At 41.7% G+C, this 1006-nt stretch carries 1 pseudogene; it reads right to left on the bottom strand.

Features of this window, described 5'->3' with window-relative positions:
• Window positions 1–139: 139 nt before the first annotated feature.
• Window positions 140–1006, bottom strand: a pseudogene (locus tag E1176_RS00685) (glycosyl hydrolase); the annotation flags it as partial.

Genomic DNA, 1006 nt, shown 5'->3' on the forward strand with positions numbered 1-1006 from the left:
TATATTAACTAAATGCGTCATCGGTAGGGCGTAGCCCCGAAGAGTCTTTGTACAACCTTTTAATTATTGACGAGTTTAAGTAATCAAAAAAGGCCTCGAATCACTTCAAGGCCTTTCCATAACTTAATCTCCTATCTTCCTACTCCACCGGAGGGGCGCCAGCGGCTCGCATATCCTCAACGAGTTTGTCCATCTCATCTTCAAGCGCTTCTACTTCCTCCATTCTTTGCTCCAACTCTTCCTCGATTATTGTAATTACTTCTTTATGTGTCTCTGTTGGGCCGTATGTAGAATTACTGATACCTCTATATACCGCAAAAAGTCGCTCTGATAAATTAGGCTTCGTTTTTTCTCCAATTTCGACTTTTGCCATATTTCCATTGATGTTGGCATTAAGCGTATTGACTTTCTTATTGAGCTCAAAGTATCGCTTGTCTAATTCACCCGGCTCCGACTGTGATCTTTTTAAGGCAACACCAATGGCTTTATTCGTTTGTTTCAATTCACCTAACTCCTGCATTAATTCAGAATTCATAGCCACAGCACTTTCGTATCGCCTTAAAAACGCAGAAACCTCACTATGCGGAGCACCCTCTAAAGCACCTTCTCTAAGTGGTACCACCTCAAAATTATTTGGACCAGCCAACACTGTAGTTTCACCTTTTTCAACCTTCACAAAAGTGACGTTATAGGTGCCTGGTGCCGCCATAAACCCTTTGGCCTCTTCGTTGACGTTATCACCCACGAGCTCCGGAGCAGGGTATCTCAAGTCCCAGGCAGTACGGTGTATGCCGGCTTCTGTCTTACCTTCTACCCTTCTAATTACATTACCATCACTGTCTTTTACAATCAACCAGATTTGTGCACCTAATTCATTTTTCGCTTCATTTAGGGCATCATATCCTGGAAATGGCACATCACTTTTTGATTTATTCAGTGCTTTTTCTTTCTCCTGTCGCTTGTCGGTTGATGATTTTAAATCTTCTTTCAAATAATAAGTAAAGAC

This window comes from Fulvivirga aurantia, from assembly GCF_009711475.1.
Lineage (GTDB): Bacteria > Bacteroidota > Bacteroidia > Cytophagales > Cyclobacteriaceae > Fulvivirga > Fulvivirga aurantia.